Origin of the sequence: Massilia sp. 2TAF26 (genome assembly GCF_052115005.1) — a bacterium.
GTDB lineage: Bacteria > Pseudomonadota > Gammaproteobacteria > Burkholderiales > Burkholderiaceae_D > Telluria.
On record NZ_JBFRFV010000011.1, the window covers coordinates 56,286 to 69,844 of the forward strand.

12 protein-coding genes are annotated in these 13,559 nt (G+C 65.6%); 8 read left to right on the forward strand and 4 right to left on the reverse strand.

What is annotated here, in order from left to right:
* The first annotated feature begins 32 nt into the window (after positions 1–32).
* The 6 genes from AB4Z32_RS13625 (at position 33) to AB4Z32_RS13650 (ending at position 7,027) form a co-directional block, all read left to right on the forward strand.
* Complete coding sequence (locus AB4Z32_RS13625; RefSeq protein WP_442122388.1) at positions 33–827, forward strand: DUF6597 domain-containing transcriptional factor; 795 nt, start codon at positions 33–35, stop codon at positions 825–827.
* A gap of 9 nt (positions 828–836) precedes the next feature.
* Complete coding sequence (locus tag AB4Z32_RS13630) at positions 837–1,139, forward strand: hypothetical protein (RefSeq protein WP_442122389.1); 303 nt, start codon at positions 837–839, stop codon at positions 1,137–1,139.
* A gap of 116 nt (positions 1,140–1,255) precedes the next feature.
* Positions 1,256–2,839, forward strand: coding sequence for a methyl-accepting chemotaxis protein (locus AB4Z32_RS13635; protein ID WP_442122390.1), 1,584 nt, complete (start codon positions 1,256–1,258; stop codon positions 2,837–2,839).
* Between the two features lie 112 nt (positions 2,840–2,951).
* Positions 2,952–5,666 (forward strand): ATP-binding protein, encoded by a 2,715-nt coding sequence (locus AB4Z32_RS13640; protein ID WP_442122391.1) that lies wholly within the window; start codon positions 2,952–2,954, stop codon positions 5,664–5,666.
* A gap of 126 nt (positions 5,667–5,792) precedes the next feature.
* Positions 5,793–6,590 (forward strand): prohibitin family protein, encoded by a 798-nt coding sequence (locus AB4Z32_RS13645; RefSeq protein ID WP_442122392.1) that lies wholly within the window; start codon positions 5,793–5,795, stop codon positions 6,588–6,590.
* A 71-nt stretch (positions 6,591–6,661) separates the two neighbouring features.
* A complete protein-coding gene (locus tag AB4Z32_RS13650) occupies positions 6,662–7,027 on the forward strand; it encodes a VOC family protein (protein WP_442122393.1) in 366 nt (121 codons plus the stop codon).
* A gap of 30 nt (positions 7,028–7,057) precedes the next feature.
* Here AB4Z32_RS13650 and AB4Z32_RS13655 read toward each other — a convergent pair whose 3' ends face one another.
* The 4 genes from AB4Z32_RS13655 to AB4Z32_RS13670 all read right to left on the reverse strand — a co-directional run bounded on the left by AB4Z32_RS13655 (position 7,058) and on the right by AB4Z32_RS13670 (position 11,521).
* The gene (locus AB4Z32_RS13655) at positions 7,058–9,295 is read right to left on the reverse strand and encodes a RelA/SpoT family protein (protein WP_442122394.1); all 2,238 of its coding nucleotides are present in this window, start codon (positions 9,293–9,295) and stop codon (positions 7,058–7,060) included.
* A 199-nt stretch (positions 9,296–9,494) separates the two neighbouring features.
* Entirely contained in the window at positions 9,495–9,698 is a 204-nt protein-coding gene (gene rpoZ, locus AB4Z32_RS13660; RefSeq protein ID WP_005665923.1) for a DNA-directed RNA polymerase subunit omega, read from the reverse strand.
* Positions 9,699–9,760: 62 nt separating this feature from the next.
* Positions 9,761–10,408: a guanylate kinase gene (gmk, locus tag AB4Z32_RS13665; RefSeq protein ID WP_442122395.1), complete on the reverse strand. Its 648-nt coding sequence runs from the start codon at positions 10,406–10,408 to the stop codon at positions 9,761–9,763.
* Between the two features lie 225 nt (positions 10,409–10,633).
* Positions 10,634–11,521: a YicC/YloC family endoribonuclease gene (locus tag AB4Z32_RS13670; RefSeq protein ID WP_442122396.1), complete on the reverse strand. Its 888-nt coding sequence runs from the start codon at positions 11,519–11,521 to the stop codon at positions 10,634–10,636.
* A gap of 118 nt (positions 11,522–11,639) precedes the next feature.
* Between AB4Z32_RS13670 and AB4Z32_RS13675 the strand changes: the two genes are divergently transcribed.
* Positions 11,640–12,611: a serine/threonine protein kinase gene (locus AB4Z32_RS13675; protein WP_442122397.1), complete on the forward strand. Its 972-nt coding sequence runs from the start codon at positions 11,640–11,642 to the stop codon at positions 12,609–12,611.
* 10 nt (positions 12,612–12,621) lie between these two features.
* A complete protein-coding gene (locus AB4Z32_RS13680) occupies positions 12,622–13,551 on the forward strand; it encodes a PP2C family protein-serine/threonine phosphatase (RefSeq protein WP_442122398.1) in 930 nt (309 codons plus the stop codon).
* Positions 13,552–13,559: the final 8 nt, after the last annotated feature.

Genomic DNA, 13,559 nt, shown 5'->3' on the forward strand with positions numbered 1-13,559 from the left:
ATTTTCCTGATAAGCCGCACTATACTCGGGGCATGCACCTGTACCGCGAATATCCGCCCCATCCGCTTCTCGCAGGCCACGTCGCCTGCCTGTGGACCAGCCACGCGGCGCCGAGCGGCGCGCTGGTGCGCCACCGCGTGCTGCCGGACAACTGCATCGACATCCTGTGGCAGGACGGCGCGCCGCTCGGCTTCGTCGCCGGGATGATGTCGCGCCCGCACCGGGTCGAGGTGACGCAGCCGGTGCTGACGGTGGCGGTGCGCTTCCTGCCGGGCGCCGCGCGCGCCGTTTTCGACCTGCCGCTGCACGCCCTGCAGGACGGGCATCCGGCCTTGTCCGAGCTGTGGCCGCGCCATGAGGCGGAGGCGCTGGCGGCAGCCTTGTGGGATCGCGCATCGAGCGCTGAGCAGCACCTGGCGGTCATCGAGCGTGCGCTGCTGGCGCGCCTGGGCCGCGCCCCGGATGGCGGCCCGGATCGCGCCAGCCGCCTGGTACGCGCGGCCGTCGGGCAGATCGAGCGTGCCGGCGGCGCCCTGCGCATCGAGGAGCTGGCGGGCACGCTGGGCGTCTCGCGCCAGCACCTGGCCCAGCAGTTCCGCGAGCGGGTCGGCCTGAACGCCAAGACCTTCGCCATGGTGTGCCGCTTCCGGCGCGCCAGCGCCGCCCTGCGTGCCGAAGCGGGCAGCGGCGCGGGCGCCATCGACTGGGCCGGGCTGGCGGGGGAGTGCGGCTACTATGACCAGTCGCACCTGATCCACGAGTTCCAGCAGTTTGCCGGGGAGACGCCGCAGGACTTCGCGCGGCCGCGGACGGGCCGGGCCGGCTAGAATGCCGGCATGCCCAAGAAAACCCCCACTTTTCCCGGCCCGCGCACGGCGCGCGGCCAGGTCCTCGCGATCCTGCTGTCGAATACCGACCAGGCCGGCGCCGAGCCCCTGCGCGGACGCGTGACGCTCGCCGCCATCGTCCGTTCCCTGAAACGCAAATACCATTGGCCGATCGAGACCACCAGCTTTCCGTCGAATGCGGCGGACGGCCGCGCCACCTGGGCCACCGTGTACAGCCTGCCGGCCGAGGTCATCGACAAGGCGCTGGATGCGCGTGGACGGGATTGGTTGCGCAGCAGCCTCGGAATGTGAAAATCTCACCAAAAACTACAATCTTTACCTGGATTAACAAATTTTTCCCGGAGGAAATCGTATAGTAGGGACTCGTGTCTGGTTTCCCTTTGGCACTCTTTTGTTGAGGTCATAAAATGTTCAACAAGCTCACGATACGCACCCGCCTCATCGCGACGATGGCCTTCCTTGGACTGATCATCCTGGCATTCGGCCTGCTGGGCGTTTTCGGCATGCGCTCCCTCGAGTCCTCGCTGGAAGACGTGTATTCGAACCAGCTGGTGTCGAGCATCTCGGTCAACGATTCGAAGAATTTCCTGTCCCGCGCCCGTTTCGCCATCGACCGCGCCGCCCTGCATCCCGAGGATCCGGAAGTCGGCAAGACGCTGGAGCGCGTCGCGGCTTTCCTGGCCGATTCCGACAAGTCCTGGGCCGCCTACATGGCCCTGCCTCAGGACGCGGAGGAAAGCGTACTGGCGCGCGACGTCGTCGCCAGGCGCGACGTCTATGTCAGGGAAGGCTTGCTGGCGCTGGCGGACGCGGTGAAAAAACAGGATGCCGCGGCGATCGATGCCCTGAACAACCGGCTCCTGAACCTCTACACCGATTTCAATGACGCTGCAGGCAAGCTGGACCAGTACCAGATCAGGGAAGCGAAGAGCCATTACGAAAGCGGCGTGCACCTGGCCGACAAGGTGATGTACACGTCGATTGCCGGCATCGTGATCGGCGCCCTGCTGATCGTGGTCTCGTCGGTGTCGCTGGTGCGCGCGATCATGGGCCCGCTGGATCAGGCGCTGCGGCACTTCCATGCGATGGCCGAAGGCGACCTGGCCACCAGCGTGGTCATCGAGCGCGAGGACGAGATGGGCAAGCTGCTGGCGGGCCTGGCGAAGATGCAGGGCCAGCTGGCCCGCACCGTGCGCAGCGTGCGCGACAGCAGCAGTTTCATCGCCGGCGCTAGCAGCGAGATCGCTTCCGGCAACCTGCACCTGTCGGGCCGCACCGAGGAGCAGGCCAGCAGCCTGGAGGAAACAGCGTCCTCGCTGGAAGAACTGACGTCGACGGTGCGCCATAATGCCGACAACGCACGCCAGGCGAACCAGCTGGTGGTGTCGGCATCCGAAGTGGCGCTGCGCGGCGGCCAGCTGGTGGCCCAGGTGGTGGACACCATGGGCACCATCAGCGATTCGTCCAGGCGCATCGTCGACATCATCGGCGTGATCGACGGTATCGCCTTCCAGACGAATATCCTGGCGCTGAACGCGGCCGTCGAGGCGGCGCGCGCCGGCGAGCAGGGCCGCGGCTTCGCGGTCGTCGCCGGCGAAGTGCGCAACCTGGCCCAGCGCTCGGCGGCCGCCGCCAGGGAGATCAAGGAACTGATCACGGCTTCGGTGGCGAATGTCGATACCGGCACCGAACTGGTCGACAAGGCCGGCGCCACCATGAGCGAGGTGGTGGCGAGCGTGGCGCGCGTGACCAGCATCATGTCGGAGATCGTGACCGCCAGCCAGGAGCAGAGCGAGGGCATCGAGCAGATCAACCGCGCCGTGCTGCAGATGGACCAGGTGACGCAGCAGAATGCCGCCCTGGTCGAGGAAGCGGCCGCGGCCTCGTCCTCGCTGCAGGAACAGGCCAGGTCCCTGACGGATGCGGTCGCGGTGTTCCAGCTCGAGCACCATCAGGCACCGCAGCGCGGCGCCATGCTGTTGACCGCCTAGCGGGTGCCTGGGCCTGCGGGCGTTAGCTGGACTTTGAAGAAACTGCTGTAGGATTGTGAGACCGGCGCAACCGGTCTCTACTCAACGTGCCGTCAACCACATTGGAACACACGTGTCCTTCCGCACCCACCCGGAGCTGATCGAGCTTGCCAGCCGCGCCCCAGGCAGGAGCCAGTCGCGCTTCGTCCTCCTGACCCTGCTCGCGGGTGTCGCCGCCTACGTCGCCGTACTTGGCGTTGCCGAAGCGCCGGTCAGCCCGGCCCTGGGCATCGTCGAGATCCAGAGCGCCGGGCTGGCCATCACCGGCCTGCTCACCGGCCTGATGCTGATCGGCCAGATGCAGCTGCGCCGCTCAGCGGCCCTGGCCATCCTCGCGTTCGGCTACCTGTTCTCCTCGGTTGCGGCCTGCGCCTACACGCTGCTGTTCCCCGAATTCATCAGTCTGTTCCAGTCGATCAGCAGCCGGCAGGCCAACGACTGGCTCTACCTCGCATGGCATGGGGTCTTCTCGGCCTGCGTGCTCGGCTACGCCTTCGCGAGCGGCGAACCGTCACGCCGCCAGCGCAGGCGCCAGGCAGTGCTGTCGTTATGCACCCTGCTCATCGTCGTCATCGGATTCGCCATCGGGCCGGACCCGCTCGTCGCTTCGCTCGCCGCGAACCGCCGTGCCGGCGGGACCTATTTTGCCGGCATCGGAATCGTGCTGGCGGTGTCGATACTGGCCCTGGCCGCCGTGCTGCAAAAGCGGCCGCGCACCCTGCTCGACCTGTGGCTGAGCGTGGTCATGCTGACCTGGGTGTACGACATCGCGCTGGCGGCCTCCTTCGACAACCAGTCCTTCGATCTCGGCCTCTATGTCGGCAGGCTGGGCAGCCTGCTGGGGTCCCTGTTCCTGCTCGGCGTTCTCGGCGCCGAAAACCTCAGCATCCACGTGCGCCTGCGAGCGGCCTTCGACGACATGATCGAATCGCGGGTGCGCGAAAAGTCCAACGAATTGCTGGCGGCCGTCCTGCACCAGCTGCCCGAAGGGGTGTTCGTCTTCGACGGCGACGAGCGCCAGGCCGTCGTCAACGCACGCGGCAAGGCGCTGATCGACGGCGGCCGGTCCGGGATCATGGACATGGTCGTCGCGCAGGCCGACCGCGCGGCCGGGCAAGGCCCCTTCGAAGACGAGATCGTGGAACGCGTGGCCGCGGGAGACCGCCGGGTCTTCTCGGTCAGCGGCGCGCCGATCTACACCAGCGAAGGAAGCCTGGCCGCCAGGGTGGTCGTCGTGAACGACGTGACCGAGCGGATCGAGGCCGAACGGGCCCAGTGGGAATATCTCGAGCGCCTGCACGCCCTGTTGGAAAACACGCCGCTGGCCGCCATCGAGTGGGGCGGCGACCGCATCGTGCGGCGCTGGAGTAAGCGCGCCGAGGAACTGTTCGGCTGGCCCGCCTCCGAGGTGATCGGCAAACCGATCGATGCCCTCCAGCTCATCCATCCCGACGATCTCCACATCGTCGACGGGATCATGGCTGCGCTCGTCACCGACGAGGCCGCCTACATCAAGAGCGAAAACCGGAATATCCGGCGCGACGGCACGGTCGTGCAATGCGAATGGCACAATTCGGCGCTGCGCGACGAGCAGGGCAGGATCGACGCGGTCTTCTCGCTCGCGCTCGACATCACGGAACGCAAGCAGGCGATGGCCCAGTTGACCGAGGCGGATGCGCGCAAGGACGTCTTCATCGCCACCCTCGCCCATGAGTTGCGCAACCCGCTGGCGCCGATCGCCAACGCGGCCTCGCTGCTCGTGAGCCAGCATGCGGACCGGGAGCGCGTCGAATGGCTCGCGGCGATGATCAGCCGCCAGAGCGCCCGCATGGGCCGCCTGCTCGACGATCTGCTCGATGTGTCGCGTATCGGCCGCGGCAAGATTCAATTGCGGAAGGAGACCATCGACCTGACCGGCCTGGTGCACGAAGCGCTCCAGGTCAGCATGCCGCTCATCGAGGCCGGGCGCCATCGCGTCGACATCGCTTTGCCGGACGAACCCGTGTGGGTGCTTGCCGATCCGGTCCGGATCGCCCAGCTCATGTCGAACCTGTTGAACAACGCGGCAAAGTACACGCCCGCGGGCGGCCGGATCGAGGTGCGGCTCGAGAAAGCGGATGCGCACTGCATGTTCACCGTCAGCGACAATGGCATCGGCATCGAGCCGGACATGCTTTCCCAGGTGTTCGAGGCCTTCGTCCAGGTGGGCAGCGCGCGTCACCTGGCCCAGGGAGGATTGGGCATCGGCCTGTCGCTCGCCCGCGGCCTGGCCGAACTGCATGGCGGCACGCTCACCGCGGCCAGCGAGGGCAAGGATCGCGGCTCCACCTTCACCCTGTGCCTGCCGCTGGCCAGCCGCCATCGGGATGCGCAGCCGCCGGCCGCCGGCTGCGAACCGGCGGCGAAGCTCGAGGCCAGCGTCCTCGTGGCCGACGATAACGTGGACGCCGCCGAGTCCCTGGCCATGCTGCTGCGTGCCCGCGGCGCGGAGGTGACGGTGGCCTACGATGGCGAGCAGGCATTGAGGATGTTCGGCGAGCGCCCGGCGGACATCCTGATTCTCGACCTCGGCATGCCCCACGTCGACGGACTCGAGCTCGCGCGCCAGCTTGCGCGCGTCCATCCCAGGCCCTACCTGATCGCCCTGACGGGCCGCGGCCGCAAGGAAGACCGCACGGAATCGCTGCTGGCCGGCTTCGACGAACACCTGATCAAGCCGGTCGACCTGGAACGCCTGGCGGCGATCTTGCAGCGCGCCGCCTTGAAGACAAACCGGGAGCGAGCTTGAGGCCAGCTTCGAATTTCCTGAACTTCAACATCCGAATTTCCTGATGTTCTTATCGCTTCTGCCGCTATACACTTTGTTGGCAGTTCATAAATAGTTCGTCAGAACAATTCAGAAAGGGACATCGAAATGCGAAGCTTTCCGTTGAAGGCCTTGGGGTTTGTGATCGTGCTGATCCTGCTGGTGGCGCTGGCGCCCTTCGGCACCGTGCCGGCGGGTCACCGCGGCGTGATGACGACCTTCGGCAGCCCGAGCAGCGAGGTGCTGAGCGAGGGCATCCACTTCCGCGTGCCGCTGGCGCAGAAGCTCAACCTGGTCAACGTCTCGATCCAGAAGGGCGAGGGCGACGGCGATGCCGCTTCGCGCGACCTGCAGACCGTGCACACCCGCGTGGCCCTGAACTACCACGTCAAGCCGGAAGCCGCCGTGACGGTGTTCCGCGACCTCGGCAACGAGCCGGGCACGCGCATCATCATCCCATCGGTGCAGGAAGCCGTGAAGGCCGTCACCGCGCGCTTCACGGCCGAGGAGCTGATCGCCAAGCGCACCGACGTGCGCGACCAGATCGTGACCCAGCTGCGCGAGCGCCTGGCGCGCCACGGCATCGTCGTGGACGAGTTCTCGATCGTGAACTTCAACTTCTCGCGCTCCTTCAACGAGGCGATCGAAGCCAAGACCACGGCCGAGCAGCTCAAGCTGAAGGCGGAACGCGACCTGCAGCGCATCGAGGTCGAAGCCAAGCAGCGCGTGGCCCAGGCCAGGGCCGAGGCCGAATCGCTGGCCGTGCAGCGCCAGCAGGTGACGCCGGAACTGATCCGCCTGCGCGAGATGGAGAACCAGCGCCAGGCCATCGAGAAGTGGGACGGCAAGCTGCCCAACGTGGCCGGCGGCGCCATCCCCTTCATCAATGTGAGCCCGGCCAAGTAAAGCTTCCATTTTTCCAATACACGGCGGGCGGCGTCGGGCATGATGCCGCTTTGCCATTCAAGGAGACGAATATGATCAAGGGATTACGTACCGTGAAGTACCCGGTGTCCGACCTCGGCAAGGCCAAGGCCTGGTTCACGGAGGTGTTCGGCAGCGCACCTTATTTCGACCAGCCTTTCTACGTTGGCTTCGCCATCGGCGGCTTCGAACTCGGCCTGGTGCCGGACGGGACGCCGGGCACGGCGGGCTCGGTGGTGTACTGGGGCGTGGACGACATCGAGGCCGAGTTCGCGCGCATCCTCGGGCTGGGTGCGACCGTGCATGAAGCCATCCAGGAGGTCGGGGAGGGGATCAAGGTGGGCGAGCTGGAAGACCCGTTCGGGAATGTGCTGGGATTGATCTACAACCCCTTGTTCGATCTGGCGGCCGTGCGTTGAACGCGCGGGCTCTCCGAGCCCACGCGCAAATCAGGTCCGCTCGCGCTCGACCCGGTTCACGCCGGCCACGCGCCGCAGGTTGCGGATCAGGTGGGCCAGGTGCACGCGGTCCTTCACCTGGATGGTGAAGCGCAGCTGGGTCATCATGTGTTCGTCGTCCTCGTCCATGCCCACATAGGTGATGTTGGCGTCGGACTCGCCGATCTCGGCGGCGACTCGGGCGAGGATGCCCTTCTCGTTGTTGATCAGCAGGCGGATGCGGCAGTCGAAGCGGCGGTTCAGCTCCGTACCCCACTGGACCGCAATCCAGCGGTCCGGCTCCTTGTTGCGCAGGCGCTTGGCCTGCGAGCAATCGCCGGTGTGGACCACCAGGCCCTGGTCGCGGCGCAGCTGGCCGATGATCTGGTCGCCCGGGATCGGCAGGCAGCAGGGCGCCAGCTGCACCGACACGCCTTCGCTGCCGTAGATCGTGACCGGATCCAGTTCCGGCGAACTGCTCGGCTGGGTGGGCACCGTGTCGACCGGATTGTCCATCAGGCCGAAGATGTGGCGCGCCACCAGCGCCGGCATGCGCTTGCCGATGCCGATGTCGGCGTACAGCTCCTCCATCGACTTGGCCGAGGATTCGGACAGCAGCTTCTCGATCGTGGTTTGCTGGATTTCGCCGCGGATGCCCAGCTGGCCCAGTGCCTGCGACAGCAGTTCCTGGCCCAGTTCCACCGATTCGTTCAGGTTGATGGTGCGCAGGTAGTGGCGGATCGCCGAGCGCGCCTTGCCGGTGCGCACAAAAGAGAGCCAGGTCGGGCTCGGGCGCGAGTTCGGGTCGGTCTCGATCTCGACGATGTCGCCATTGTGCAGCTCGGTGCGCAGCTGGGCCGGCTCGTGGTTGATCTTGACGGACACGGTGTGGTCGCCGATGCCGGTGTGGATCGAGTAGGCGAAGTCGAGCGGGGTCGCGCCGCGGGGCAGGGCGATGATCTTCGACTTCGGCGTGAACACGTAGACCGAATCCGGGAACAGGTCGACCTTGACGTGCTCGAGGAACTCGGCCGAGTCGCCGGTCTGCTGCTGGATGTCGAGCAGCGACTGCAGCCAGACGTGGGTACGCTGCTGCAGGTCCGACATGTTCTGGTCGCCGGTCTTGTACAGCCAGTGCGCCGCCACGCCGCTTTCCGCGGTGCGGTGCATTTCCTGGGTGCGGATCTGGAATTCGACCGGGGTGCCGTAGGGGCCGATCAGGGTGGTATGCAGCGACTGGTAGCCGTTGATCTTGCGGATCGCGATGTAGTCCTTGAACTTGCCGGGCATCGGCTTGTACAGGGCATGCAGGGTGCCGAGCGCCACATAACAGTTCGGCACGGTGTCGACGACCACGCGGAAGCCGTACACGTCCAGCACCTGCGAGAACGACAGGTGCTTGTTGCGCATCTTTTTATAGATGCCGAACAGGGTCTTCTCGCGGCCGTAGACTTCGGCATGGATGCCGACGGCGGCGAGCTGGTTCTTGACGGCGTCGAGGATCTTCTTGACCACTTCGCGGCGGTTGCCGCGCGCGGCCTTGATCGCCTTGGCCAGGGTGCGGTAGCGCAGCGGGTACAGGTGCGAGAACGACAGGTCCTGCAGCTCGCGGTAGATGTCGTTCAGGCCGAGCCGGTGCGCGATCGGCACGTAGACTTCCATGGTCTCGCCGGCGATGCGGCGCTTCTTCGCGGGCGCCATCACGCCCAGCGTGCGCATATTGTGCAGGCGGTCGGCCAGCTTGATCAGGATGACGCGCACGTCGGATGCCATGGCCAGCAGCATCTTGCGGAAGTTTTCGGCCTGGGCCTCGACCACGCTCTGGAATTCGATCTTCTCCAGCTTGGACAGGCCGTCGACCAGGTTCGCCACCTGCGGGCCGAAGCGCTCGAGCAGCTCTTCCTTCTTGACGTCCTGGTCCTCGATCACGTCGTGCAGCAGCGCGGCCATGATGGCCTGGGCGTCGAGCTTCCAGTCGGCGCAGATCTCGGCGACGGCGATCGGATGGGAGATATAGGGTTCGCCCGACTTGCGCACCTGGCCGAGGTGCATCTCGTCGGAGAAGCGGTAGGCTTCCTTGACCTTCTTGAGTTCGGCGGGCGTGAGGTATTCGGCCAGCTTGCTGGCCAGGTGGCTGATCGACGCGACGCCAGGAGCAGGCGCCGGTTCGGCTTCCTGTGGCTTTGCAGGCCGGCTGGGCCGGCCTTTGGTGGTGCCTGAGTGGATGGAATCCGGTGGAGACAAAGTCATACTCGAAGAAAATCGGCCGCTGTGGAGAACAGCATATCAGAATAAGTCGGGGTCAGAGCCCGGTTCATGCGGTTGGGCTCTGACCCCGACTTATTCTCGATTCACTGATTCCGGCTCCAAAATCAGTTGGGGCCAGATCCCAGGCGTAAAAACCGGGATCCGACCCCAAGAAATCTGCCAAGAAATCTGACCCCAAAAATTACATCGGGACCTTTTTCAGCATTTCCAGGCCGACCTTGCCGGCGGCGATTTCACGCAGGGCGACGACGGTCGGCTTGTCCTTGGCTTCGACCTTCGGGGTGTGGCCCTGCAGCAGCTGGCGTGCGCGGTAGGTGGCGGCCAGGGTCAGCTGGAAACGGTTCGGGACGTTTTTCAGGCAATCTTCGATGGTGATGCGGGCCATGGTCTACTCCAAAATGATGATCGGTCGAGGTCGATCGGCGTCAGCCAATGACCCCGGAGGGTTTAATTTTGCGGTTGATGCGCGTGGATTCCCAACTGCGCGAACAGCGAAGCATTGCGGGCCGCCTGCTGGGCGAATCGTGCTCGTGTCGCTTTGACAATCGCCTGCAGCTCGGACAGGGCGACGTTGAACTCTTCGTTGATGATAACATACTCGAACTCGGGAGCGTGAGCGATCTCGCCGCCCGCAGCCAGCAAACGTCGCGTAATGATGTGCGGTTCGTCGGTGCCCCGCTTGTGCAGCCGCTCCTCCAGCGCCGCGATCGACGGCGGCAGGATGAAGATGCCGGCCGCATCCGGGAACAGCTTCTTCACCTGGCGCGCGCCCTGCCAGTCGATTTCCAGCAGGATGTCGGTGCCGTTCTTCATCTCCTGTTCCACCATCAGGCGGCTGGTGCCGTAGTAATTGCCGTGTACCTCGGCCCACTCCAGGAACTCGCCGCGCTCGGAGCGGGCGACGAAATCCTCGGCGGTGGTGAACTGGTAATGGACGCCGTCCTGCTCGCCCGGGCGCGGCGGACGCGTGGTGGTCGAGATCGACAGCTTGATGCCCGGCTCCTGCGCCAGCAGCGCATTGACCAGGGTCGACTTGCCGGCGCCCGACGGGGCCGCGACAATGAAGAGGCTGCCGGAGAAGGCGTTGGTGTGCATGGTTGTTCCTTTGTTACGTGTATTCGATATTCATAATGTCCGTGGGCACGGAGTGCCCACCCTACGAATCGATGTAGGGTGGGCACCCCGTGCCCACGTGCGCCAGGCAAATCAGCCCGGCGTATAGTCAGTCGGGGTCAGAGCCCACCCGCCAAGTTCGGGCTCTGACCCGTTTAATCAGTCGGGGTCAGAGCCCAACCGTGAAATTCGGGCTCTGACCCGCGATTATTCGAGATTCTGCACCTGCTCCCGCATCTGCTCGATAAGGAGCTTGAGCTCCATCGACGCATCCGCCAGCTCCTTGACCGAAGCCTTGGCGCCCAGCGTGTTCGCTTCGCGGTTCAGCTCCTGCATCATGAAGTCCAGGCGCTTGCCGACCTGGCCGCCTTTCTTCAGGATGTGGCGGGTCTCGTTCAGGTGCGCGGTCAGGCGCGACAGCTCCTCGGAGACGTCGATGCGGATGCCATACAAAGTGACTTCCTGGCGAATTCGTTCGAAAACTTCCTGTCGCGTCAGCACCTGCGGATTGCCGTGGCCGGCCAGGCCCAGCGCGTCCTGCATGCGTTCGACCGCTTTCTGCTGGAACTGCGAGATCACCTGCGGGATCAGCGGCATGATGCGCTTGACGATGGCTTCCATCGATTCGATGCGCGACAGCAGCATCGCTTCCAGGGCCGCGCCTTCGCGCTGGCGGCTGTCGACGAAGTTGGCCACCACTTTCTTGGTGAGCTCGGCGACGTCGGCCTGCAGCGACTCCTGGCCCACCTGGGCTTCCTCGATCACGCCCGGCCAGCGCAGCAGCTCGGCCACCGTCATCGGGGGAGCGGACACGAAATGGCGCGTGACCTCGCCCTGCAGCCGCGCGAGGTCGGCCAGCAGCTCGTGGTTCAGCACCTGGGAGCCGCTCGCCGCCTTGCGGCCGAACGAGAGGCGGACTTCTACCTTGCCGCGCGTGATCGCAGCCATGATCGCCGAGCGCAGGTCCGGTTCGAGCGCACGAAGCTCGTCGTTGATGCGGAACTGGAGGTCGAGGAAGCGCGAATTGACGCTCTTGATCTCGATCGTGAGGGTACCCGCAGCGCCTTCGCTGGTGGCGACCGCATAACCTGTCATGCTAGAAATGCTCAATGGAGTCCCCGGATAATCACAGGCCCTGAAGTGGCCGTTTATTCTTTACAAAGCGGTGATTTATCCACACAATCGCCGTGTTACGCAAGGAATACTTTCCCAAATGGCTGCACAAAATAACGCTCCCCTGCCCGACGGGCTGGAAATTGGCGGATATCGCATTGTAAAGAAAATTGCGTCCGGCGGGTTCAGTATTGTTTATCTTGCATATGACGGCGACGGCAATGCGGTCGCGATCAAGGAATACCTGCCCAGCGCCCTGGCGCTGCGCCAGCCCGGCGAGCTGGCCCCGAGCATTTCGAAGGCCAACCTGCCGGTCTTCCGCATCGGCCTGAAGTGCTTCTTCGAAGAGGGCAGGGCGCTGGCGAAGATCGTCCATCCGAACGTGGTGCGGGTGCTGAACTTCTTCCGCGCCAACGACACGGTTTACATGGTGATGGCCTACGAGTCCGGCCACTCCCTGCAGGAGCAGATCTCGCGCCTGCTGGCGCGGGGGCAGCGCGCCGGCGAGGGCTTCATCCGCCAGTCCTTCAAGGGCGTCTGCGGCGGCCTGCGCGAGGTCCATGCCAACAAGCTGCTGCACCTCGACCTGAAGCCCGCCAACATCTACCTGCGTACCGATGGCACCCCGCTGCTGCTGGACTTCGGCGCCGCGCGCCAGACCATCAACACCGACGTGCCGACCCTGGCGCCGATGTACACGCCGGGCTTCGCCGCCCCCGAGCTGTACGCGAAGGGCGCCACGCTCGGCCCCTGGACCGACATCTACAGCATCGGCGCCGCGATCTATGCCTGCATGGCCGGGGCGCCGCCGCAGCCGGCCGACCAGCGCAGGGGCGCGGACGAGATGGCGGCCCGCATCAACAAGATCGGCGTGGCCTATTCGGCCGAACTGGTGGCGATGGTGAGGGCCTGCCTGGCGATGGATCCGCTGGCGCGCCCGCAGAGCGTGTTCGCGGTGCAGAAGGTGCTGCAAACCGGCCCTTCGGCGCATGCGCCGGCGCCGACCCCGGCACAGGAAGCGCCGATGTCCGGCTGGCGCGGCTTCGTCAACCGCTTCCGCGGCCAGACCTGAAAGGAACCCGATGCAGTTTTCCGTCTACCAGCAGAGCCATATCGGCGGCCGCAAAGTCAACCAGGACCGCATGGGCTACAGCTACACCCGCGAGGCCCTGCTGCTCGTACTGGCCGACGGCATGGGCGGCCACCAGCGCGGCGAGGTCGCGGCGACCATCGCCCTGCAGACCATGTCGACCCTGTTCCGCAACGTGGCCACGCCCTGGGTGAAGAAGCCGGAGCGCTTCCTCGAAGAGGCCTTCATGCAGGCCCATGAAGCGATCCAGCGCTATGCCCGCGAACACGCGATGCCGGACAATCCGCGCACCACCATCGTCGCCTGCCTGGTCCAGCACAACTGCGCCGTCTGGGCCCACTGCGGCGACTCGCGCCTGTACTGGCTGCGGCGCGGCCAGATCCTGGCGCGCACGCGCGACCATTCGCACATCGAGCACCTGATCGCCAAGGGCCTGGCCGACCCCGGCGAGCGCAACACCCATCCGGACCGCAACAAGCTGTACAGCTGCCTGGGGGCGTCGGCGCCGCCCAGGGTCGAGCTGTCGCGCCAGGCCAGCCTGGAGCCGGGCGACGTCCTGCTGCTCTGTTCGGACGGCCTGTGGGGCGTCCTGCCCGACACCGAGATCGTGCACCAGCTCTCGACCCACACGATCGTGCAGGCGGTGCCGGACATGATCGGCATGGCCACCGCGATCGCCGGCCAGCGCGCCGACAACACCACCGCCCTCGCCATCCAGTGGCAGGGCGCGCATGATGCGCCGTCCGCCGGCGACGACAGCATGGTCTCGACCCTGATGCTGCCGGAAGGCGAGGTCACGACCCGCCTGGCCGAGCATCCCGCCGCCGCCGGCATGGCCGACGACTTCGACGACGATGACATCGAAAAAGCCATCGCCGAGATCCGCGACGCGATCGAGAAATCATCCCAGCTACTCAAATGACAAGGACC

Bases quoted from the DNA above. Each gene is read 5' to 3' on its own strand.
- AB4Z32_RS13650 (WP_442122393.1), top strand. From the start codon at position 6,662: ATGATCAAGGGATTACGTACCGTGAAGTACCCGGTGTCCGACCTCGGC.
- rpoZ (WP_005665923.1), bottom strand. From the start codon at position 9,698: ATGGCCCGCATCACCATCGAAGATTGCCTGAAAAACGTCCCGAACCGT.
- gmk (WP_442122395.1), bottom strand. From the start codon at position 10,408: ATGCACACCAACGCCTTCTCCGGCAGCCTCTTCATTGTCGCGGCCCCG.
- AB4Z32_RS13625 (WP_442122388.1), top strand. From the start codon at position 33: ATGCACCTGTACCGCGAATATCCGCCCCATCCGCTTCTCGCAGGCCAC.
- AB4Z32_RS13645 (WP_442122392.1), top strand. From the start codon at position 5,793: ATGCGAAGCTTTCCGTTGAAGGCCTTGGGGTTTGTGATCGTGCTGATC.
- AB4Z32_RS13675 (WP_442122397.1), top strand. From the start codon at position 11,640: ATGGCTGCACAAAATAACGCTCCCCTGCCCGACGGGCTGGAAATTGGC.
- AB4Z32_RS13630 (WP_442122389.1), top strand. From the start codon at position 837: ATGCCCAAGAAAACCCCCACTTTTCCCGGCCCGCGCACGGCGCGCGGC.
- AB4Z32_RS13655 (WP_442122394.1), bottom strand. From the start codon at position 9,295: ATGACTTTGTCTCCACCGGATTCCATCCACTCAGGCACCACCAAAGGC.
- AB4Z32_RS13670 (WP_442122396.1), bottom strand. From the start codon at position 11,521: ATGACAGGTTATGCGGTCGCCACCAGCGAAGGCGCTGCGGGTACCCTC.
- AB4Z32_RS13680 (WP_442122398.1), top strand. From the start codon at position 12,622: ATGCAGTTTTCCGTCTACCAGCAGAGCCATATCGGCGGCCGCAAAGTC.
- AB4Z32_RS13635 (WP_442122390.1), top strand. From the start codon at position 1,256: ATGTTCAACAAGCTCACGATACGCACCCGCCTCATCGCGACGATGGCC.